The organism is Kluyvera sp. CRP (assembly GCF_019930565.1).
GTDB classification, from domain to species: domain Bacteria; phylum Pseudomonadota; class Gammaproteobacteria; order Enterobacterales; family Enterobacteriaceae; genus Kluyvera; species Kluyvera georgiana_A.
Map to the genome: position 1 here is coordinate 4,169,701 of NZ_CP082841.1, position 21,439 is coordinate 4,191,139.

Sequence of the window (21,439 nt, forward strand, 5' to 3'; positions counted from 1 at the left end):
GTTACTCGTTCTCCGCCGACGCTTTCGGCTCTTTTGCCACAACCTGGATACCCAGCTCGCCCAGAGAGGCCGGATTGGGGAAGCTTGGCGCTTCGGTCATCAGGCAGGCAGCCGCGGTCGTTTTCGGGAAAGCGATAACGTCACGGATGTTGTCGGTGCCGGTCAGCAGCATGGTCAGACGGTCGAGACCGAATGCCAGACCCGCGTGCGGCGGCGTACCGTACTTCAGCGCGTCCAGCAGGAAGCCAAACTTCTCGCGCTGCTCTTGTTCGTTGATGCCGAGAATACCGAACACGGTCTGCTGCATGTCGCCACGGTGAATACGCACAGAACCGCCGCCCACTTCGTAGCCGTTGATCACCATATCGTAGGCGTTGGCGACTGCGTCTTCCGGTGCCGCTTTCAGTTCTTCGGCGGTCATGTCTTTCGGCGAGGTGAACGGGTGGTGCATCGCGGTCAGGCCGCCTTCACCGTCGTCTTCAAACATCGGGAAGTCGATAACCCACAGCGGCGCCCACATCGTTTCGTCGGTCAGATTCAGGTCTTTACCCAGCTTGAGGCGCAGCGCGCCCATCGCGTCGGCAACCACTTTCTTGTTATCCGCGCCGAAGAAGATCATGTCGCCGTCCTGCGCGCCAGTGCGCTCAAGGATAGCTTCAATGATGTCGGCGGTCAGGAATTTAGCGACCGGGCTGGTGATGCCTTCCAGACCTTTGGCGCGTTCGGTGACTTTGATGTATGCCAGGCCTTTCGCACCGTAGATCTTCACAAAGTTGCCGTATTCGTCGATCAGCTTACGGGTCAGCGCAGCACCGCCCGGTACGCGCAGCGCAGCTACGCGGCCTTTCGGATCGTTTGCCGGGCCGGAGAAGACGGCGAATTCCACGTCTTTCAGCAGGTCAGCAACGTCCACCAGCTCCATCGGGTTACGCAGGTCCGGTTTGTCGGAACCGTAACGGCGTTCAGCTTCGGCGAAGGTCATGATCGGGAAGTCGCCCAGATCCACGCCTTTAATTTCCAGCCACAGCTGACGCACCATCGCTTCCATCACTTCACGCACCTGCGGGGCTGTCATGAAGGAAGTTTCCACGTCGATCTGGGTAAATTCTGGCTGACGGTCAGCACGCAGATCTTCGTCACGGAAGCATTTTACAATCTGATAATAGCGGTCGAAGCCGGACATCATCAGCAGCTGTTTGAACAGCTGAGGCGACTGCGGCAGCGCGTAGAATTTACCTTTGTGAACGCGAGACGGTACCAGGTAATCGCGCGCGCCTTCCGGGGTCGCTTTGGTCAGCATCGGGGTTTCGATATCGAGGAAACCGTGATCGTCCATAAAGCGGCGCACGAAGCTGGTGATTTTAGCGCGAGTTTTCAGGCGCTGAGCCATTTCCGGACGACGCAGATCGAGGTAGCGGTACTTCAGACGCGCTTCTTCGGTGTTGACGTGGTTAGAGTCCAGCGGCAGTGATTCTGAACGGTTGATGATAACCAGATCGGAAGCCAGAACTTCGATAGCGCCGGTTGCCATATCCGCGTTGATGTTCTTTTCGTCGCGCGCACGAACGGTGCCGGTTACCTGAATGCAGAACTCATTACGCAGTTCAGAGGCTAACTTCAACGCATCCGCACGGTCCGGATCGAAGAACACCTGTACGATGCCTTCACGGTCGCGCATATCGATAAAAATGAGGCTACCGAGATCACGACGGCGGTTGACCCAACCACACAGAGTCACCTGCTGCCCAACGTGGGACTGTCGAAGCTGTCCGCAATATTCTGTACGCATGAGATATCCCTTAACTTAGCCGTCGGCGGATTGTCGCCTGCCCTGCAGGCGTTACTGTCGCAGCTTTAGCTGAATGTCACTACTGGATGAAAAAAGGGGGCTATTATACTGGAAATTCTCGCTGACGATAAGCCCAGTGCGGTTTATACGCCTGTTTGCTGAACGCTTATTGCTTACGCTCACAAAAATTAACAATAATTATCCATTCGATCACCTGGCGACGATTGTAAGGTATGCCCCCGACAGCCCGCTTACAGAGGAAAAACCATGCTGAATTTAGTCGCAAACAAAACCGCTCTTGTCATCATTGACTTGCAGGAAGGTATTCTGCCATTCGCCGGCGGCCCGCATACCGCGAGCGACGTCGTGGCACGCGCTGCGCGTTTAGCCGAAAAATGCCGCGCCGCCTCTGCGCCGGTGGTGATGGTTCGCGTGGGCTGGTCCGCCGACTTTGCCGAAGCGTTAAAACAACCGGTTGACGCGCAGGCCCCGGCAAAAGCGCTGCCGGACAACTGGTGGACCTACCCAGCGGAACTGGGTAAACAGGACAGCGATATTGAAGTGACCAAACGCCAGTGGGGTGCCTTCTACGGCACCGATCTTGAGATGCAGTTGCGTCGTCGCGGCATTGACACCATTATTCTGTGTGGCATTTCGACCAACATCGGCGTCGAGTCGACCGCACGTAACGCCTGGGAACTGGGCTTTAATCTGATCATCGCCGAAGACGCGTGCAGCGCCGCTTCCGCTGAACAGCATCAGGGCAGCATGACGCATATTTTCCCGCGCATCGCCCGGGTTCGCAGCACCGAGGAGATCCTGGCCGCCTTATGATTTATCTAGGGCTTCCCCAATGGTCGCACCCGAAATGGGGGCGACTGGGTATTACCAGCCTTGAACAGTATGCTCGCTTCTTCAATTGCGTAGAGGGCAACACGACGCTGTACGCGCTGCCAAAAGCCGAGATCGTCGCCCGCTGGCAGGCGCAGACGGACGATAACTTCCGTTTCTGCTTTAAGTTTCCGGCGACCATTTCGCATCAGGCAGCGCTGCGCCAGTGTGACGATCTCACGCAGGAATTTTTCCAGCGGCTATCGCCGCTCGCCGGGCGGATTGGCCAGTATTGGTTACAGCTTCCCGCGACCTTTGGGCCGCGCGACCTCCCCGCACTATGGGCTTTCCTCGACGGCCTGCCAAAAGATTTCCATTACGGCGTGGAAGTTCGTCATCCTGGCTTTTTCAGTAAAGGGGATGAAGAACGGCAGCTTAATCGTGGCCTGCACGAACGCGGGGTGAATCGCGTAATCCTCGACAGCCGCCCGGTGCATGCCGCGATCCCGCACAATGAAGCTATCATCGAGGCACAGCGTAAAAAGCCTAAGGTGCCGGTGCACGCCGTGGTCACCGCCGGGCAGCCGATGGTGCGCTTTATCGGCAGCGATAATATGGCGCAAAATCTGGCGATGTTTACACCGTGGCTGGAAAAATTGCCGCTATGGCAGCAAACCGCCACGCCCTACTTGTTCCTGCATACGCCGGATATCGCCCAGGCGCCCGAGCTGGTAGACGCTTTGTGGAATACGCTGCGCGCCGCCCTTCCCGACCTCGGCGAGGCGCCGGCAATACCACAACAATCTTCTCTTTTCTGACGTTCCTACCTATGATAATGAGTGCCATCTGCCAACAGAAAGGGAGTTTGTATGGTTAGCGCGTTGTATGCCGTGCTGGCGGCATTGTTGCTGATAAAGTTTTCCTTTGATGTCGTTCGCCTGCGTATGCTGTACCGCGTTGCCTACGGTGACGGCGGCTTTAGCGAGCTGCAGAGCGCCATCCGCATTCACGGCAACGCGGTGGAATACATCCCCATTGGCGTGGTACTGCTGCTGTTTATGGAAATGAACGGCGCTGAGACCTGGATGGTGCACATTTGCGGCCTGTTGCTGCTGGCCGGGCGGCTGATGCACTATTATGGATTCCATCATCGCCTCTTCCGTTGGCGGCGCTCCGGCATGAGCGCAACCTACATTTCGCTGTTGCTAATGGTGCTGGCGAACCTCTGGTATATGCCGTGGGAGTTGGTTTTCTCCCTTCATTAGCGCACAATACGCCGTTTTTATTTTTCCGGATTTCACCTTATGTCTGACCGCGACACGCTATTTTCTGCCCCGATCGCCCATCTTGGCGACTGGACTTTCGACGAACGGGTAGCCGAAGTCTTCCCGGATATGATCCAACGTTCCGTACCGGGCTACTCGAATATTATCTCGATGATTGGCATGCTGGCCGAGCGCTTTGTGCAGCCCGGCACGCAGGTCTACGATCTGGGATGCTCGCTGGGTGCGGCCACCCTCTCCGTACGCCGTAACATCGCCTATAACGACTGCCGTATTATCGCCGTCGACAACTCTCCCGCGATGATTGAACGCTGCCGCCGCCATATCGACGCCTACAAAGCGCCGACCCCGGTCGAGGTGATTGAAGGTGACATTCGCGATATTGAAATTCACAACGCCTCCATGGTGGTGCTGAACTTTACCGTGCAGTTCCTTGAACCCGCTGAACGTCAGGCGTTATTGAACAAAATTTATCAGGGGCTCAACCCTGGCGGCGCGTTGGTGCTGTCAGAGAAGTTCAGCTTCGAAGACGCGACCGTCGGCGAATTGCTGTTTAACATGCACCATGACTTTAAGCGTGCCAACGGCTATAGCGAGCTGGAAATCAGCCAGAAGCGCAGCATGCTGGAAAACGTCATGCTGACCGACTCCGTTGAAGTGCACAAAGCGCGTCTGCGCGAAGCCGGTTTCGAACACAGCGAGCTGTGGTTCCAGTGCTTTAACTTTGGCTCCCTGGTGGCACTGAAAGCAGGAACCCCGGCATGATCGAATTCGGCAATTTTTATCAGTTAATCGCCAAAAGCCCGCTCTCCCACTGGCTGGAAACGCTGCCCGCGCAGATTGGCGCCTGGCAGCGCGATCAGCATGGTCTGTTTAAGCAATGGGCCAATGCCGTTGAATTTCTGCCAGAAATTCAGCCCTGGAAACTTGACCTGCTGCACAGCGTCACCGCGGAAAGTGAAACGCCGCTGAGTGAAGGCCAGCTTAAACGCATTGATACCTTGATGCGTAACCTGATGCCGTGGCGTAAAGGACCATTTTCACTGTATGGCGTTAACATCGACACCGAATGGCGCTCCGACTGGAAATGGGAGCGCGTATTACCGCATCTGTCTGACCTGAGCGGGCGTACCATTCTCGACGTCGGTTGCGGCAGCGGTTATCACCTGTGGCGCATGATTGGCGCAGGCGCGCATCTGGCAGTCGGTATCGACCCGACCCAACTGTTCCTGTGCCAGTTTGAAGCGGTGCGTAAATTGCTGGGTAACGATCAACGCGCGCACCTGCTGCCGCTGGGTATCGAGCAGCTTCCGGCTCTGAAAGCGTTTGATACCGTCTTTTCAATGGGGGTGTTGTACCACCGCCGCTCGCCGCTGGAGCATATCTGGCAGTTGAAAGATCAGCTGGTCAGCGAGGGTGAGCTGGTACTGGAAACGCTGGTGGTGGAAGGCGACGAGAATACGGTGCTGGTGCCAGGAGACCGCTACGCGCAAATGCGCAACGTCTATTTTATTCCGTCCGCGCTGGCGCTGAAAAACTGGCTCGAGAAGTGCGGCTTTGTCGACGTACGCATCGCTGATATGAGCGTGACCACCACCGAAGAGCAGCGCCGCACCGAGTGGATGGTGACCGAGTCGCTGGCTGACTTCCTTGACCCGAACGACCCGAGCAAAACGGTGGAGGGCTATCCCGCCCCGCTGCGCGCGGTGCTGATTGCCCGGAAGCCATAACCCTATTTTCCGTTCTCAGGCACATTTTCTCCTAAATATTTCAGCCTGCAACAAGGCGGCGACGCAGCGAGTCCCCTGGAGCGTACATCAGTACGTGACTGGGGCGAGCGAGGAAAGCCAACGCAGTGGCAGGTTGAAATATAACGGAGAAAAAAAGGCCCCTGTTTAATGGGCAGGGGCCTGGTACAAGCAAGCATCATATTGGGCGATATGACGCGCGGTAAAAAACGTTAGCTACTCATGCTGCGTGATGATCGCTTTCATTGCGGCCACTGCCGCGCCGTCGACGGCATAACGCGAATACTCATCAGCTTCAGGATCCGTTGACATTGACAATCCGGGGTTGCGATAACGCATGTCGGAGGGCAGCCATTGCCCCGCTGAACTGTGCACTTCTTTGACGCCTGCTTCCAGGAAGAGCGAAAGGTTGCTCGCTCTTACTCCTGCACCCGCCATAATGGTTGGAGTATCGTTACGGGCGATTAGTTCCCGAATTAATGAAATACCTTTTTCCGCCGACGGCTGTTGCCCCGAAGTCAGTATGCGGGCGACACCTAATTCCGCCAGTGCATCAGCAGCTTGCAGCGGATTCGCACACATATCAAACGCCCGGTGGAATGTCACCGCCAGCGGCCCCGCCGCTACCATAATTTGTCGCATCCGTGGGATATCGACCTGCCCTTCCGGGTTGAGCACGCCAATCACAACGCCGGGATACCCCAACGAACGAACCTGGCGAACATCTTCCAGCATGGCGGCAAACTCACCGTCGGTATAACAAAAATCACCGCCTCGCGGGCGAATAATGGGATGGATGGGTATCGTCACCCGTTGGCGCGTGGCTCTCAACACGCCGTACGACGGCGTCAGACCACCTTCCAACGGCGCGGCGCACAGTTCAATGCGGTCGGCCCCGTTCTGCTGCGCGATAACCGCGCATTCCGTGCTGTAACAGCAGATCTCCAGCAATGCCATGTCTCTCTCCCTTTTTCTCCAGCGTCCGATCATGCCACTGTTCCGTGCGACAGACCCCGCGTTAGCTCACATTGTTACACTGCCTGCTCACTGGCAACGATCTCTTCAATCGTCCACGGATGAAATTTTACCGTCACCTTGCCGTCAGTCACCGCCATGGTAGGGTTGGGCAAGCGTTCGCGTTCCCCTTTCGGCGAGCTGGTTTTCACCGAAATACCCGGCTGGCTCAGGCCGTCATCGGACAGCAACGCCAGCGCGCGGGCGTAAAGTTGCGTCGGCTCGCCCGGCAGGACGATTTCAATATGCTCCCAACCTTCATGGGGATAACGCTTCTCCCCCGGCCACGGCAGTTCAACGATCGTAAACCGCCAGTGCGCGACGCAGACCGGCTCATCGAGTTTGAACAGGCAGATGGGACGACCATTGATAATGTTTTCCGACAGCAGCGTACCGCACTGCTCGAAACCGGCTCGCCAACGTTCGGCAGTGGCATTCTGATGGCAGCGTAACGAAATGTGGTCAGCGTTGAGCGGCGCAATATCCAACCCCAGTCGCCGGGCAAGCGCGCTGAGCGCCTCGGTGAAGCGCGGGAGATCCGCAGAAATATCCTGTAGCTGTGCCATCGTCTGCCAGTTTGCCATTTCAGCCCTACTCTTAATCAATGAAAAGGCTAATCTACCCTGTTGTTGGCGCTGAACCAACCTATGAGGCGGACAAGCGATTAATCCCTGTTCAGGCGGCGTTGGGCCAATGCTGACGGCATCCGGCAAATGCAGTATACTCCCGCCTTAATTTATCCACACCCGGCGCTGAACCAGCATGGTGACGGCGTCTAAAACGTAAGGTATTCCGGTGAATATTCAGGCTCTTCTCTCAGAAAAAGTCAGTCAGGCCATGATTGCGGCAGGCGCACCTGCCGATTGCGAACCACAGGTTCGTCAGTCAGCAAAAGTACAGTTCGGCGACTATCAGGCTAACGGCGTGATGGCGGTTGCTAAGAAGCTGGGCATGGCGCCTCGACAACTGGCAGAGCAGGTACTGTCTCATCTCCAGCTTGATGGCATCGCCAATAAAGTGGAAATCGCCGGGCCGGGCTTTATCAATATCTTCCTCGATCCCGCCTTCCTGGCCGAGCATGTCACTCAGGCGCTGAAAAGCGATCGTCTGGGCATCGCGCAGCCGGAAGCGCAGACCATCGTGGTCGACTACTCCGCGCCAAACGTCGCCAAAGAGATGCACGTGGGCCACCTGCGCTCCACCATCATCGGCGACGCCGCGGTACGTACCCTTGAGCTGATGGGCCATAAGGTTATCCGCGCCAACCATGTCGGCGACTGGGGCACCCAGTTCGGTATGCTGATTGCGTGGCTGGAAAAGCAGCAGCAGGACAACGCCGGTGAAATGGCGCTGGCGGACCTTGAAGGTTTCTACCGCGATGCGAAAAAACATTACGACGAAGACGAAGCCTTCGCCGAGCGCGCGCGTAGCTACGTGGTGAAGCTGCAGGGCGGCGATGAATACTTCCGTAAAATGTGGCGTCAGCTGGTCGACATTACCATGTCCCAGAATCAGCTGACCTACGATCGCCTGAACGTGACGCTAACCCGTGACGACGTGATGGGTGAAAGCCTGTACAACCCGATGCTGCCGGGTATCGTAGCCGATCTCAAAGCCAAAGGTCTGGCGGTAGAGAGCGAAGGTGCAACCGTGGTGTTCCTTGACGAATTCAAGAACAAAGAAGGCGAGCCGATGGGCGTCATCATCCAGAAAAAGGATGGCGGCTACCTGTACACCACCACCGATATCGCCTGTGCGAAATATCGCTACGAAACGCTGCACGCCGACCGCGTATTGTATTACATCGATTCCCGTCAGCACCAGCACCTGATGCAGGCGTGGACCATCGTGCGTAAAGCGGGCTACGTTCCGGATTCCGTGCCGCTGGAGCACCACATGTTCGGCATGATGCTGGGTAAAGACGGCAAGCCGTTCAAAACCCGCGCCGGCGGTACCGTGAAGCTGGCAGATCTGCTGGATGAAGCGCTGGAGCGCGCGCGTCGTCTGGTGGCAGAGAAGAACCCGGATATGCCGGCAGACGAGCTGGAAAAACTGGCTAACGCCGTCGGTATCGGCGCGGTGAAATATGCGGATCTCTCCAAAAACCGCACCACCGACTACGTGTTCGACTGGGACAATATGCTGGCCTTTGAAGGCAACACCGCGCCGTATATGCAGTATGCCTATACTCGCGTGCTGTCCGTATTCCGTAAAGCGGAGCTGGAAGAAAGCGAGATCGTTAACGCTGCGGTTACCATTACCGAAGAGCGTGAGGCCCAACTGGCCGCACGCCTGCTGCAGTTCGAAGAGACGCTGAACGTGGTCGCTCGCGACGGTACGCCGCACGTGATGTGCGCCTACCTGTACGATCTGGCCGGTCTGTTCTCTGGCTTCTATGAGCACTGCCCAATCCTCTCTGCCGAGAGCGAAGCGGTGCGTAATAGCCGCCTGAAGCTGGCGCTGCTGACGGCGAAAACGCTGAAGCTCGGCCTCGATACCCTGGGTATTGAAACCGTAGAACGTATGTAATTCGATGCAGATATGAAACAAAGCCCGCGTCAGTACGCGGGCTTTTTTTATTCATCGGCCAGCCAGCAGCAAACTCAATGCAACCGGTGACTCTCCGCCAGCCAATTTTTGAAGATGTCACTGTGCAGTTTGTGCATCAAATCCACGGCCCCACTACAGCCTATTTTTTTCATCAGCGACTGGCGTGCCTGGTAAACCGTTTTGATATGCAGATCCATCAGCTCACTCATATCGGCGATCCGTTTGCCTTGCTTAATTAAATCAATTAACAGCCGTTCACGTTGGCTTAAGGAAACCGACGATTTATACATTCGCGGCTCTTCTGTTTTATCAGCAATTGAAATAACAAACCGCTGCAATTCCTCAATGCTTGACCGCATTGGAAATTGATAAATAGATCCGTTATTCAGAAATTGAAAGAATGAGCTATCGGTCAGTAACACTATTTTCGTTGTTTGCAGATCATAATTATATTCGCGAACTTCACTGTATCTCTGCTCGGTTAAAAACACATAGCGAATTGTGTCATCCGCCAATGAGAACTGGGTAAAGATGCTCTCGAGCCCCTGCCTGAGATAATTATCCGAAAGCCAAAAATCGGCATGCTTTGTCCGTACATAGTCGTCTCTACGCATGATGAAGTTATCCAGTGAAGGCGAAACAGGGAAAGGTCGATAATAAATTATTGACCAACCGTTTAATATTTAACGATTATCGAACCTTATATTCAAATATCATCCATGGTATGACCCACAACAATCTCCAGCGTATTTCTAATCACGTCGGCCTGAACAATGTCTTCGGTAACCTCCAAACGCTGTACAAGGGATAAAATGATATTTTTATTATTAATACATTCTCCCTGCATCAGAATATGGCGAATGATGGAACCTAAAACAACCGCTTCTTCCGCCAGCACTTCACCAGAGTGACGAAAATGGTCTGACAGAGAATGATCGCGTAACGCGCTGTAAATATCGGGTTGTTGAGTCATTGCTGCGTTCATTTTTTCACCATTAATAAAAGTAAGGTCTCAGTGCACTTTTCCCTTTCCTGAGTTTAAGCTTGCGCTTTTACCCGATAACGATTGGACCACTTCCATCTGTCCACGCGTGATTTGCTGCTTCGTTTCCTGGTTTTTATCCATCAGTACCGCCTCAATATCAGCAATGACCGATGTATAGACACGGCGTCGACTCGCGTCGGTTTCGATCGCCTGCAGAGAACGCAGTTCGGTAAGTAGAGCCATCGAGTTTACCGGCGCCTTACGCTTGAGTAATAACAACACTGCCTGCCCAATAAGTTCGTCAGTCAGTTTCTCAATGTCACTTCGCTTCATTACTACGCTCTCTCTTTCGATTGTCCCTCGTTCGCAGCCGCGATCGAGGGTTGAGTACGCCATTCAGCGCTCAAAAAGCAGACCGATCAACGCGTTGTAGTGGCCTTTCTCCTTCTCGCACGAGGTTTTCTCCAGCCGACTCAGTAACTTCGTACAAAGCGCTTTACGGTTAAGGTGACGACCATCGTGCAGTATCTCGACCACAATCTGACCCAGCGTTTCCTGCTGCGTTGGCAAGCTGGCCTTATTGAAATACTGTGCAATGGCACCAGCCGTATCAAAAATGTAACCATTTTGCTGCATGTGTTTCTCCTGTACGAGATAAGTAAAAGATAAACAGTGTGTGATTAAACGATACAAAAAATTGTACACAAAATCTGTACAACCGAACGAATCATATTTAACAAAAAATGCTAATCTTTTATTTTCATATAGTTAATGACATTTAATTCATCAGATAAATCGTAATATGTGTACACCAAATCACGAGGATAGTTTGACGCCAGCGGGCTCAGTTATTTCCAGAAAGACATAAGATGCTTAACAGGTAAAAACCATGTTAATTTAATGTGTTAAGCGCAGCGTAATCTGGTAGGGTTAGAGGACATTCCCCTCCTATGCCGGAAAATCATGCTCACCACTATTATCTACCGCAGTCATCTTCGTGATGATGTCCCGGTAAAAGCGCTCGAAAGTATGGTCGCCGACGCCAATATCAAGAATAATCGTGCAGATGTAACGGGGATCCTGTTATTCAACGGCACCCACTTTTTCCAGCTACTTGAAGGCCCTGAAGAGAACGTAAAAGCGATTTATCACGCTATCTGTGCAGATAACCGTCACTACAATGTGGTTGAACTTCTCTGCGATTACAGCCCCTCAAGGCGCTTTGGTATGAGGGGAATGGAGCTTTTCGATCTGCGCGAACACGGAAGGGATGAGGTATTACAAGTTATTCTTGATAAGGGAACCTCACGCTATCAACTGACCTATCGCGATCGTGCGTTGCAGTTTTTCCGGACTTTCGTGGAAGCCATCGAAAAAGAGAATTACTTCGAAATCCCCTCTGCCGATAGTTGGGATTTTATCGCGACTGAACGGACTCGACGCCTTTCTCCTCAACAGTTAAACCCCGAGGCCAGCTGCGGTTTTGCCTTTCAGCCGATCATCGACCCTCTCGCTCGTGAAGTTATCTCCCTTGAAGCGCTGCTACGTACCACCTCTGGCGACTCACCGCAGGCCTATTTCGCTGGCCTGAGCAGCGATGAGATCTATCTGGCAGATTTACATAGCAAAAAGACGGCTTTTGCGCTGGCCGCGGCGCTGGATCTGGGCGACTGCACTCTGTCCGTCAATATTTTGCCGATGACGCTGGTCAACGTGCCGGATGCGGTCGAAATATTGCTTCAGGCCATCGCCGAGAATCATCTCGTTCCTGAGCAGATCATCGTGGAATTCACTGAAAGCGAAGCCATTTCCCAGTTCGATGGCTTTAGCCGCGCGGTACGCGCGTTGAAAGGCGCGGGGATAAGTGTCGCTATCGATCACTTTGGCGCGGGATTCGCTGGCCTGCAGTTGCTCGCGCAATTTCAACCCGACAGAATTAAGATCAACCGCGACCTTATTCAGGATGTACACAAAAGCGGGCCACGTCAGGCCATTATTCATGCCATTATTAAATGCTGTACTTCGCTTGAAATTGGGGTATCCGCAGTGGGCGTGGAAAAGGCAGAAGAGTGGATGTGGCTGGAGTCAGCTGGCATCACGGAATTCCAGGGCCATTTGTTTGCATCCCCCTGTTTTCACGGCATCCCCGCCGTGGCATGGCCTGAGAAAAAAACTGAATTGTAACCGCATATGTTCCCCTGTCACCGCCAGGTGGCAGGCGTAAGGCTATCATTTTCTCCTTTATATCAACGAGATAATTTGTTCCTCTTCACATCCCGACCATATTAGGGCTTTTCTCGCTTCGCTTGATTAAAAACCAGCTGTACAATAAATTATAAATTGTACAATTGGTACCGATACGTAATTATTTCACGAGACGTACAAGCATAGAGATGAGGGCTGAATGGGATTTTACAGCATAGGCGATGTCGCCGAACGATGTGGTATCAACCCTGTCACCCTTCGAGCCTGGCAACGTCGCTATGGGTTGTTGAAACCCCAAAGAAGTGAAGGTGGGCATCGCCAGTTTGACGAGGAGGACATCCAGCGTATCGAAGAGATAAAACGCTGGATTAAGAACGGCGTACCAGTGGGCAAAGTGAAAGCCCTGCTGGAACAAAGTAAGGTCACGGCCCACGACGACTGGTTGACGCTGCAGGAAGAAATGATGGCGGCGCTTCGCTTTGCGCATCCCGCCAAACTGCGGGCTAAAATCCGCGCCCTGAGCCGCGAACACGCTTCTGGCGACCTGATCGACCACGTTTTTATCCCCGTCCGCCAGCGCATCAGCCTCGATCAAAATACCGCGCGCATCATGTGTAGCCTCCTTGACGGTGTTCTGATTGAGTTTGTCTGTTCCTGCCTCGCCGAAGCGCGTAAAAAAGCAGGGAAAGATGCACTGCTTATCGGCTGGGATACCGAAGACCGCACCCGTCTGTGGCTTGAAGCCTGGCGTCTGTCTCAGCAAGGCTGGCATATTGCCGTGCTCGCTGAACCCCAGGAATCTCCTCGCCCGGAGCTGTTTCCCGGACAGCAGCTGATTGTCTGGACCGGCATCACGCCAACCCGTCGGCAACAGGAGCTATTACAGCACTGGCGCGAGCAAGGTTATTCCCTGATTTTTCACCATGTATGATTTACCGGTGGCAGACTGCCGACGGTAAATTACTCCTCAATCATCTGCGCATACTCTTCACTGAGGAAATCCACCAGCGCCCGCACGGCTGGCAATAGTCCTCTGCGTGAAGGAAACACCGCGTGAATCACCTCGCGTTTCGGCTCCCAGTCGTCCAGTACACGAACCAGCGTGCCATTTGCCAACTGCTCTCGGGCCATCAGGATCGGCAGTTGCACTACGCCAACCCCCGCAACAGCGGCTTCGCGCAGCGCCAGCATATCGCCAGTAATCAGGCGCGGCGTGAAATGGACCTCTGCTTTTGCTCCTTCCGGCCCACCGAGTAACCACTTATGAACATGCTTTCCGGCCGCCATACTCAGCCCCGGCCAGCGGCTGAGCTCATCCGGCGAGCGGGGTTTACCCAAGGACTCCACCAGCGACGGGCTAGCCACCAGGCAGTGTCCGCGATCGGCCAGCACACGCATGACCAGATCGCTATCGTCAAAAGGCCTGGGTCGAACGCGAATCGCCACATCGATGCCCTCCGCCACGAGATCAACCCGCCGATTGGTGGCTTCAAGCTGAATCTGTATGCCGGGATAGCGCATCATAAAGCGCGCCAGCATCGGACCGACGTGAACATGCAGCAGTGTAACCGGACAGGTCAACCTGACGCTGCCGCGCGGTTCAGCCCGTAGCACCGCAATTGCCTCCTGCGCCGCCTCTGCTTCAATCAGCATCGCTTTACAGTGCTGATAAAAGGTCTGGCCGACCTCGGTCACCGTAAACTGCCGGGTCGTGCGATGAATCAAACGTACGCCGAGCTGTTCTTCCAGCTGGGCAATACGGCGACTGAGTTTCGATTTGGGGATATCCAGCGCCCTACCCGCCGCCGCGAAACCGCCGTGATCGACCACGCGGACAAACCACGCGAAATCATTGAGATCCTGCATATCCACTCCATTGTTCTATTTTTGCAACAGTGTAGGCCATTTTTGCCATCTACCGGGAATTTAATCCTGAATATAAGCTAATCCACATCAACGCTCACTCCCCAGGAGAAACAGATGAAAAAGATTACAGGTGTTTATACCGCGCCACGTCCGCACTGGGTGGGCGATGGCTTCCCGGTACGTTCGCTCTTTTCGTATCAGTCGCACGGCGAAAGCCTGAGCCCATTTTTACTGCTCGACTACGCCGGGCCGCACAGCTTCCCGGCAGATGGCGCAAAGCGCGGCGTCGGCGAGCATCCGCACCGTGGTTTTGAGACGGTCACGATCGTCTACGCCGGCGAAGTGGAACACCGTGACTCCACCGGTAAAGGCGGGGTTATTGGCCCAGGCGACGTACAGTGGATGACGGCAGGTGCGGGAATTCTGCATCAGGAGTTTCACTCGGCGGCGTTTGCCAATCGCGGTGGCGAACTGAAGATGATTCAGCTGTGGGTCAACCTGCCGGCAAAAGACAAAATGACTGCGCCGGGCTATCAGAGCATTGAAGCTGCAGCCATTCCTGTGGTCGATTTGCCAGACGACAGCGGATCGCTGCGGGCAATCGCCGGACGTTACGCCGACGCCACGGGTCCGGCCCGCACCTTCTCAGCGCTTAACGTCTGGGATATGCAGCTTAAACAGAATAAAGAGACCACCTTCACGCAGCCCGATGGCTGGAGCACCGCGCTGGTGGTACTGGAAGGCAGCGTCACGGTCAACGGTGAAAGCACCGTGCAGGAAGCGCAACTGGTGGTATTCAGCCATCAGGGTGAACGTGTGCATCTGCACGCCAACAGCGATGCGAAAGTGCTGGTACTCGCTGGCGAACCTATTAATGAACCGATTGTTGGTTACGGCCCTTTCGTGATGAACAGTCAAACCGAAATCGCTGAAGCTGTACGCGATTTTAACTCCGGCCGCTTTGGTCAAATATAAACAACAGAGGTGAAAGGAATGTCTACTCCCGCTAATTTCAACGGTGCACGTCCGGTTATTGATGTGAATGATACCGCAATGCTGTTAATTGACCATCAAAGCGGTCTGTTCCAGACGGTTGGCGATATGCCAATGCCTGAGCTGCGCGCACGCGCCGCGGCGCTGGCGAAGATGGCCACGCTTGCCGGGCTGCCGGTGATCACCACCGCTTCCGTACCACAAGGGCCAAACGGCCCCTTGATTCCGGAAATTCATGAAAACGCGCCGCATGCGCAATACATCGCGCGTAAAGGCGAAATCAACGCCTGGGATAACCCGGAGTTCGTCGCCGCGGTGAAAGCGACCGGCCGTAAAACGTTGATTATCGCCGGCACCATCACCAGCGTCTGCATGGCGTTCCCGGCGATTGCCGCCGTTGCTGACGGTTATAAAGTGTTTGCGGTGATCGATGCCTCCGGCACCTACAGCAAAATGGCGCAGGAAATCACGCTCGCCCGTGTAGTGCAGGCCGGTGTCGTACCGATGGATACCGCAGCCGTCGCTTCCGAGCTGCAGCGGACCTGGAACCGTCCGGACGCCGCCGAATGGGCCGAGATTTACACCAAAGTCTTCCCGGCCTATCAGCTGCTTATCGAAAGCTACACGAAAGCGCAGGATGTGGTGAAGAATAGCGAACAGCTTGATTCCCAGCGCTAATCGCCACTCTCCCGCTGTTTTTCGCGGGGGAGTGCTCAATGCTTAACCGAACGGAAAAGAATGCATAAATTATGCTTGACCGTTTCAGGTCAACTCCCTATAGTAGCGCCCCGTTGACCACCTACGGTGAGCAGCGAAACAATATGGTGAGGTGTCCGAGTGGCTGAAGGAGCACGCCTGGAAAGTGTGTATACGGCAACGTATCGGGGGTTCGAATCCCCCCCTCACCGCCATATTTAAGAAAGAGCTCGTACGAAAGTACGGGCTTTTTTTCGCATGTTGCACGCCTGCGGGGGGATGAGAATCCCCGACCGGGGTTCGACAACTGGCGCAGCCAGTTGGACAGACCGCGAACGCAGTGAGCGGGCTGCCCCGAAGGGGCGAGCGAAGCGAGTCAATCCCCCCCCTCACCGCCATATTCGAGAGAGAGCTCGTACGAAAGTACGGGCTTTTTGTTTGCATGTTGCACGCCTTCCCACTCCATATCTAAAGAAGCATTCATCTACAACGACCGTTTTTTTGGCCTTATTCCCCATCTCGCGCGCAATTTGTTACAAAACACAAGGAATGACACATTTCCAGGAGGGATGGTACATTTTTTGCCTGTCATGCCAGTAACCGCTCCGTATCATTAGGCGGCTTATACACTGGGTACCGTTCATGACATTTCGAGATTATGAAGCGGAGAGAAAACTCTTTCTGCGTCGCGCGCTAGTGGCCTTTGGCCTGGTCGTCATCTGCTTTAGCATATTGATTTTCAACCTGTATCATCTCCAGGTTGATGAACACGACTACTACACCACCCGTTCGGACGCCAACGACATCAAAATGCTGCCGGTCGCGCCGACGCGCGGCATCATCTACGATCGCAACGGCATTCCGCTGGTCAAAAACGTTACCTGGTACGATATTTCTGTTACACCCTATAAAGTCAGTAATATGGATGCCCTGCTGCGCCAGTTGACGCCCCTTGTCGACCTGACGCCAGATGATATCGAACAATTCCACAAGGCATTAAAATCAAGCAGCCGCTATCGCCCGGTAGTGCTGAAAAACGCGCTGACCGACGTCGAAATTGCCCGTTTCTCCGTGAATCAGTTCCGTTTCAGCGGCGTGACCATAGACAGTTATGAGGACCGTCAGTATCCGTATGGTGCCGAATTAGCGCACGTGCTGGGCTACGTGTCGAAAATCAACGATACCGATCTCAAAACGCTGGATAAAGAAGGGATTACCGAGAACTATGCCGCCGACCACAACATTGGTAAGCAGGGTATCGAGCGTTATTACGAAAACGAGCTGCACGGAAAAACCGGCTATCAGGAAGTGGAAGTGGATAACCACGGGCGTATCGTTCGTCTGTTAAAAGACGTGCCGCCGGTGGCGGGTAAAGATATTCACCTCACGCTGGATCTGCATCTACAAGAGTATATTGAGAGCCTGCTGGTTGGCCAACGCGCCGCCGTACTGGTGGAGGATCCGCACGACGGTTCCGTGTTGGCGATGGTCTCTAACCCAAGCTATGACCCCAACCCCTTCGTCAAAGGTATCAGCTATCAGGACTACAACACGCTGTTGCAGGATAAAGATCTGCCGCTGATTAACCGCGTGACCCAAGGGTTGTACCCGCCCGCCTCAACCGTCAAACCTTATATGGCGATGTCGGCGCTGCTCGACGGCGTAATTAGCCCACAAACCAGCTTCTTCGGCGCACCGACCTGGACCCTGCCGGGGACTCAGCGCCATTACCGCGACTGGAAGAAAACCGGTCACGGTATGCTCGACGTGACCAAAGCGATTGAAGAGTCTGCCGACACCTTCTTTTATCAGGTGGCGTATATGATGGGTATCGACCGCATTCATAATATGCTCAGCCAGTTCGGCTACGGCAAGCCAACCGGCATCGATCTTGATGAAGAGTACAACGGTCTGTTGCCTAGCCGCAGCTGGAAAGAGCGGGTGCATAAAAAAGCGTGGTATCAGGGGGATACGATCTCGGTCGGCATCGGGCAAGGCTACTGGATAGCCACGCCAATTCAAATGGTGAAAGCGATGGTGGCACTGCTCAATAATGGTCGCGTCATCCCCCCTCACCTGCTAAAGGATGAGGAATCCGGCAACACGGTGACACCCTATCGGGAACCCAAAAATGAAACGCAGATTGCCAGCGCCTCTTCACCTTACTGGAATCTGGTACGCCAGGCGATGTTCGGCATGGCGAATGCACCGAACGGCACCGGCTACAAATTCTTCCACACCGCGCCGTACGGTATTGCGGCTAAAAGCGGCACCTCTCAGGTATTTAGCCTGAAGGAGAACCAGACCTATAACGCGAAGATGATTCCAACGCGCCTGCGCGACCATATTTTTTATACCGCCTTTGCGCCGTATAAAAATCCACAGGTGGCCGTGGCGCTGGTGCTGGAAAATGGGGGGAGTGACGGCGTGGTCGCGGCGCCGGTAATGCGCCAAATCCTCGACCATCTTTTTGCCCCCCAGAACGGTCAGCCGCAGCCGCCGTCCCAGGGGTAAGAGGCATGAACGTCGGGTGCCTTAGCGCCCGGCGGAAACCGCTTCCACAACAACAGGGGCGTCGTCGTTTTTAAACAGCGGACTATTGCCCCAGCACTCTTCGTAGCGGTGCCCTACCAGATCTTCCACCACCGCACGGACTTCCGGGGTGATATCCTCAAGCTTGCCGCCTGCTTTAATACGCGCGACTTCCTGCAACACCACTTTGTGCGTTTCGCGATCCAGTTTCATCTGTTTACTGAAGACAATCGCCATCAGCGCCAGCAACGCTACGCCGCCACAGAACACCACCGCAATCGCGTTAACCGCACTTTCCGGCTGTACGTGGGCTTTTGACTGGAAGCCGTAGTAACTGAGGATGGCCCCCATCACAAACACGATAATCGAACGCAGAATCTTGCCGGAGAAGGTCATCGCGCCGGCATAGATGCCCTCACGGCGACGGCCGGTATAGACTTCATCAACGTCGGCGAGGAAGGTGTAAACGGTCCACGGAATGTAGTACACGCCGCCGGTCCCCAGGCCGAAAATGATCGTGATGCCGAACATCAGAATGGTCGCCAGATGCACCGGCAGATGGAAGAACCACAGCGAGGTATAGAGCAACACGGCGAAGATAACGATGCTCAACGCAATAATGTACGGCTTGCTGAAGCCTTTTTTCACGCACAGGCCGATAAACAGCGCCGTGGAGATCAGCTGCAGAATAGAGTTAAGGCTGTTCAGCCCGGCAACCATCGCCGGATCGTGCTGGAGAACGAAAATAACAAAGTAGGTAAAAATGGAGGCAAACAGCCACTCGGCGCCAAAGCCGCACAGGTACATGCCCAGATGCTTACGGAATACGCGCAGATAGAAGGTTGAGCGCATATCTTTCGCCAGCGACAGCAGCGTATTCAGCAAACCGGTTTTCGCCTGCACTTCCGTCTCTTCTTCGCGCGGACGTTCCCAGCTGTTGTACCACAGGCAGGCCACCGCCGCGATCAGGATAACGCCGTAGGTTAAGCCAGTCAGGAAGAACGGGGTCGCTGAATCTTTGCCGTACAGCAGAATGAACTGCCCCGGAATAAAGGCGGCGAGGAAGTTGGCCAGTTTGCCGAAAATCGCTTTATAGCCTGTCAGCTTCGAGCGCAGCGCGAAGTCGTCGGTCATTTCGGTGGCTAATGTTTCATACGGCACCATGACGGAGGTATAAATAATCTCAAACATCACATAGGTGCACAGGTAGTACCAGAAACTCAGCCCTTCCACCCACAGCAACGGGTAGAACATCATCAGCGGAATGCCGATCAGCAGGAAGAAGCGGCGGCGGCCAAAGCGCTTACCGAGGCGCGTTTTGCCGAAGTTATCGGTGAGGTAACCCATCAGCGGGTTACTGATGGCGTCAATGACGCTGGCGACGGAGAAAATAAACGCGGCTTCGATTAACGTCAGTCCGCAGAAGGTGGTGTAGAAGTACAACAGCCACGCGCCGCTGATCGCCAGCGCGCCGCTACCTAAGAGGTTTCCGCCTCCGTATGCCAATTGATGGCGCAGATTGACAGGTCTTCCCTGCAGCCCGTGGGGGGCTGAAGCCGTATTTCTTGCCATGAAAAATAAACCTCGTGTTTTATTATTTTGAAACACTGTTTTTATATTCTTATGGCGGCGGGTTAAATGTGAGCTATATCACTAATGTCATTACGGCTATTACTCATCACACAGGAATGCGATCCACTTAAAAATTTTTTATAACCAAAAGTGAAAATTTCAAAAAATTTTGATTAGCTGGGTAATAAAAAACCCGGCAACTGACGCTGCCGGGTGGCTGAAGAATGAGAACTTAGAAGAACTTACGTAAATACTCGGTCAGGCACAGGATCGCCATCGCCTGCCCGTACGGCATAGAGGTCAGCGGGATTTCGCGGTAGAAATCGAGGTTAGACCCCATCCCGGTACCGAAGGAAGTTTGCAGCAGTTCGCCTTCCGGAGATACGTGCTTCACAATGCCTTTGATCGCTTTTTCCGCAACGCTCGCATACTCCTGGCTGACGTAGCGCTTGCGCACCGCTTTCAGAATACCGTAGGCAAAACCGGCAGTCGCCGATGCTTCCAGATAGGAGTTCGGATCGTCCAGCAACGTGTGCCACAGGCCACTCTCATCCTGACATTTCGCCAGCGCGGCAATCTGTGCGTTCAGCACCTGCACCAGGTAACGACGCGTCGCGTTGTTTTCCGGCAGATCGACCAGCTCAAGGAAGTCTGGGATCACGATGGTCAACCAGCTGTTGCCGCGCGCCCAGCGGGCGTTGGCAAAGTTGTGGTTGCCTTCGTAGCTCCAGCCGTGGAACCACAGGCCGGTTTCCCGGTCCATCAGATTCTGCACGTGAAGCAGGAACTGATACACCGCCTCTTCCACGTATTCCGGGCGATTCAGCAGCTTACCGATTTTCGCCAGCGGCAGCACGGTCATCATCAGCGTGTCATCCCACATCTGCTGATGGTTTTCCTCCGCCAGAGTAATGTGCTGCATGCCGCCGTGTTCGGTGCGCGGCATCTCGTTCATTGCCCATTCCGCCCAGCTATCGAGCCACGGCAGGTACGCCGGATTACCCGTCTCTTCATAGCGATAGGCCAGCGTCAGGAACGGCGCCATGGTGTTGACGTTTTTGGTGGTAGCGCCCTCGGCAAAACGGTCAGCAAACCAGTTGTCGATAATATCGCGCATCGCCACATCGCCGGTCTGCTGGTAGTACTGATAAATACCGTACAGACCTACGCCATGCGTCCATTCCCAGCCCGCCCATCCTTTGGTATCAATGATACGGCCATCGTCCAGGCGCAGCAGAAATTGGCCGGTTTCATCCTTGATATTCACCAGATTGTTCGTCACCGTCTGAATCAAGGCTTTCAGCTCTTCCCGGGAGATAAAGCGCTCCGGCTGTCGTAATAATGGGCTATGTTTGACGGGCCAAACTTTCATATT

21 protein-coding genes and 1 tRNA gene are annotated in these 21,439 nt (G+C 54.4%); 12 read left to right on the forward strand and 10 right to left on the reverse strand.

Going from position 1 to position 21,439, the window contains the following annotated elements; all coding sequences use genetic code 11:
- Window position 1 precedes the first annotated feature (1 nt).
- Window positions 2-1,789 (reverse strand): aspartate--tRNA ligase, encoded by a 1,788-nt coding sequence (aspS, locus tag K7B04_RS19765; RefSeq protein ID WP_223802825.1) that lies wholly within the window; start codon window positions 1,787-1,789, stop codon window positions 2-4.
- Between the two features lie 267 nt (window positions 1,790-2,056).
- Here aspS and K7B04_RS19770 point away from each other — a divergent pair, with 267 nt between their 5' ends.
- From K7B04_RS19770 to cmoB, 5 genes are read left to right on the forward strand one after another with little or no spacing between them, the layout of a single operon-like run.
- Window positions 2,057-2,623, forward strand: a complete 567-nt coding sequence (locus tag K7B04_RS19770) for a hydrolase (protein WP_163447970.1) — start codon at window positions 2,057-2,059, stop codon at window positions 2,621-2,623.
- Window positions 2,620-3,438: a DUF72 domain-containing protein gene (locus K7B04_RS19775; RefSeq protein WP_167575566.1), complete on the forward strand. Its 819-nt coding sequence runs from the start codon at window positions 2,620-2,622 to the stop codon at window positions 3,436-3,438. The genes K7B04_RS19770 and K7B04_RS19775 overlap by 4 nt, the downstream gene beginning before the upstream one ends.
- Before the next feature lie 51 nt (window positions 3,439-3,489).
- Window positions 3,490-3,885 carry an MAPEG family protein gene (locus K7B04_RS19780; RefSeq protein ID WP_064544680.1) on the forward strand — a complete coding sequence of 132 codons (396 nt, stop codon included), beginning with the start codon at window positions 3,490-3,492 and terminating at the stop codon, window positions 3,883-3,885.
- A 39-nt stretch (window positions 3,886-3,924) separates the two neighbouring features.
- Window positions 3,925-4,668 carry a carboxy-S-adenosyl-L-methionine synthase CmoA gene (gene cmoA / locus K7B04_RS19785; protein WP_167575565.1) on the forward strand — a complete coding sequence of 248 codons (744 nt, stop codon included), beginning with the start codon at window positions 3,925-3,927 and terminating at the stop codon, window positions 4,666-4,668.
- Window positions 4,665-5,633 carry a tRNA 5-methoxyuridine(34)/uridine 5-oxyacetic acid(34) synthase CmoB gene (cmoB, locus tag K7B04_RS19790; protein WP_065358126.1) on the forward strand — a complete coding sequence of 323 codons (969 nt, stop codon included), beginning with the start codon at window positions 4,665-4,667 and terminating at the stop codon, window positions 5,631-5,633. Before cmoA ends, cmoB begins: the two co-directional genes overlap by 4 nt.
- 234 nt (window positions 5,634-5,867) lie before the next feature.
- Here cmoB and cutC read toward each other — a convergent pair whose 3' ends face one another.
- Window positions 5,868-6,608: a copper homeostasis protein CutC gene (cutC, locus tag K7B04_RS19795; RefSeq protein WP_167575564.1), complete on the reverse strand. Its 741-nt coding sequence runs from the start codon at window positions 6,606-6,608 to the stop codon at window positions 5,868-5,870.
- Between the two features lie 74 nt (window positions 6,609-6,682).
- Entirely contained in the window at window positions 6,683-7,249 is a 567-nt protein-coding gene (locus tag K7B04_RS19800) for a VOC family protein (RefSeq protein ID WP_223802826.1), read from the reverse strand.
- A gap of 211 nt (window positions 7,250-7,460) precedes the next feature.
- On the opposite strand from K7B04_RS19800, the gene argS reads away from it, so the two are divergent.
- Entirely contained in the window at window positions 7,461-9,194 is a 1,734-nt protein-coding gene (gene argS / locus K7B04_RS19805; RefSeq protein ID WP_163447964.1) for an arginine--tRNA ligase, read from the forward strand.
- A 74-nt stretch (window positions 9,195-9,268) separates the two neighbouring features.
- Here argS and K7B04_RS19810 read toward each other — a convergent pair whose 3' ends face one another.
- From K7B04_RS19810 to ycgZ, 4 genes are all read right to left on the reverse strand, one after another.
- Window positions 9,269-9,829: a LuxR C-terminal-related transcriptional regulator gene (locus K7B04_RS19810; RefSeq protein WP_163447963.1), complete on the reverse strand. Its 561-nt coding sequence runs from the start codon at window positions 9,827-9,829 to the stop codon at window positions 9,269-9,271.
- 92 nt (window positions 9,830-9,921) lie between these two features.
- Entirely contained in the window at window positions 9,922-10,188 is a 267-nt protein-coding gene (locus tag K7B04_RS19815) for a biofilm development regulator YmgB/AriR family protein (RefSeq protein ID WP_223804200.1), read from the reverse strand.
- A 39-nt stretch (window positions 10,189-10,227) separates the two neighbouring features.
- Entirely contained in the window at window positions 10,228-10,533 is a 306-nt protein-coding gene (locus K7B04_RS19820; protein WP_163447962.1) for a hypothetical protein, read from the reverse strand.
- Between the two features lie 63 nt (window positions 10,534-10,596).
- Complete coding sequence (gene ycgZ / locus K7B04_RS19825; protein WP_163447961.1) at window positions 10,597-10,836, reverse strand: regulatory protein YcgZ; 240 nt, start codon at window positions 10,834-10,836, stop codon at window positions 10,597-10,599.
- Window positions 10,837-11,163: 327 nt separating this feature from the next.
- Here ycgZ and K7B04_RS19830 point away from each other — a divergent pair, with 327 nt between their 5' ends.
- Both K7B04_RS19830 and K7B04_RS19835 read left to right on the forward strand, forming a co-directional pair.
- Window positions 11,164-12,384 carry a diguanylate phosphodiesterase gene (locus K7B04_RS19830; RefSeq protein ID WP_163447960.1) on the forward strand — a complete coding sequence of 407 codons (1,221 nt, stop codon included), beginning with the start codon at window positions 11,164-11,166 and terminating at the stop codon, window positions 12,382-12,384.
- Between the two features lie 220 nt (window positions 12,385-12,604).
- A complete protein-coding gene (locus K7B04_RS19835) occupies window positions 12,605-13,336 on the forward strand; it encodes a MerR family transcriptional regulator (RefSeq protein ID WP_167575561.1) in 732 nt (243 codons plus the stop codon).
- 29 nt (window positions 13,337-13,365) lie between these two features.
- Here K7B04_RS19835 and K7B04_RS19840 read toward each other — a convergent pair whose 3' ends face one another.
- Window positions 13,366-14,271: a LysR family transcriptional regulator gene (locus K7B04_RS19840; RefSeq protein WP_223802827.1), complete on the reverse strand. Its 906-nt coding sequence runs from the start codon at window positions 14,269-14,271 to the stop codon at window positions 13,366-13,368.
- Between the two features lie 114 nt (window positions 14,272-14,385).
- Between K7B04_RS19840 and K7B04_RS19845 the strand changes: the two genes are divergently transcribed.
- From K7B04_RS19845 to mrdA, 4 genes are all read left to right on the forward strand, one after another.
- Window positions 14,386-15,246 carry a pirin family protein gene (locus K7B04_RS19845; protein WP_167575559.1) on the forward strand — a complete coding sequence of 287 codons (861 nt, stop codon included), beginning with the start codon at window positions 14,386-14,388 and terminating at the stop codon, window positions 15,244-15,246.
- A gap of 18 nt (window positions 15,247-15,264) precedes the next feature.
- The gene (locus K7B04_RS19850) at window positions 15,265-15,942 is read left to right on the forward strand and encodes an isochorismatase family protein (protein WP_163447956.1); all 678 of its coding nucleotides are present in this window, start codon (window positions 15,265-15,267) and stop codon (window positions 15,940-15,942) included.
- A 145-nt stretch (window positions 15,943-16,087) separates the two neighbouring features.
- Window positions 16,088-16,175 (forward strand) — tRNA-Ser (locus tag K7B04_RS19855).
- A 427-nt stretch (window positions 16,176-16,602) separates the two neighbouring features.
- Window positions 16,603-18,474 carry a penicillin-binding protein 2 gene (gene mrdA, locus K7B04_RS19860; RefSeq protein WP_223802828.1) on the forward strand — a complete coding sequence of 624 codons (1,872 nt, stop codon included), beginning with the start codon at window positions 16,603-16,605 and terminating at the stop codon, window positions 18,472-18,474.
- A 21-nt stretch (window positions 18,475-18,495) separates the two neighbouring features.
- Here mrdA and K7B04_RS19865 read toward each other — a convergent pair whose 3' ends face one another.
- Both K7B04_RS19865 and K7B04_RS19870 read right to left on the reverse strand, forming a co-directional pair.
- Entirely contained in the window at window positions 18,496-20,064 is a 1,569-nt protein-coding gene (locus K7B04_RS19865; RefSeq protein ID WP_167575558.1) for an MFS transporter, read from the reverse strand.
- 232 nt (window positions 20,065-20,296) lie between these two features.
- Window positions 20,297-21,436, reverse strand: a complete 1,140-nt coding sequence (locus tag K7B04_RS19870; RefSeq protein ID WP_163449512.1) for a glycoside hydrolase family 105 protein — start codon at window positions 21,434-21,436, stop codon at window positions 20,297-20,299.
- Window positions 21,437-21,439 lie beyond the last annotated feature (3 nt).